The sequence below is a fragment of the Pseudoalteromonas sp. 20-MNA-CIBAN-0454 genome (assembly GCF_040308685.1).
Lineage (GTDB): Bacteria > Pseudomonadota > Gammaproteobacteria > Enterobacterales > Alteromonadaceae > Pseudoalteromonas > Pseudoalteromonas nigrifaciens.
Genome location: NZ_JBEOOB010000112.1, coordinates 1 through 428 on the forward strand (window position 1 = coordinate 1; position 428 = coordinate 428).

Genomic DNA, 428 nt, shown 5'->3' on the forward strand with positions numbered 1-428 from the left:
GGATAGGTATTTTCACCATACTGGGTTGAGCCACACCCAAATACGTCTTTATTCTCTGGCGTATCATGTGTACGAAAGACAACCCCATCAACAGCTAATAGATTTAAGCCACAAAATGTATCAAAGTGGGCATGGTTATAATGCCGTGACGCCATCATCTTGAAGACCTGCTCGACAGCACCTTCACCTAAGCGTTGTCTCGCTTGAACCATGGCACTAGGGGCAACTAGTTTCCCTTTACCTGGTAAGGCGATGTCCATTTTAGAGGCTATATCCCAAACAGATTCATGACGAAATAAACTCATACCAATCACAGACCAAACGACAGCATCGAGTGGTAAACGACGTTTACGAACGGTGGCGACACCCGATTTTTCAAAAGCTTGGTTAAGTAATTCGGGATCTAATATGCCAGATAAGTTATCAAG

1 protein-coding gene is annotated in these 428 nt (G+C 43.9%); it reads right to left on the reverse strand.

All coding sequences use genetic code 11. The features are described from left to right. Nucleotides 1-428 (reverse strand): transposase domain-containing protein (locus AAEZ22_RS18180; protein ID WP_352298396.1); only part of this gene is annotated, 428 nt, incomplete at both ends.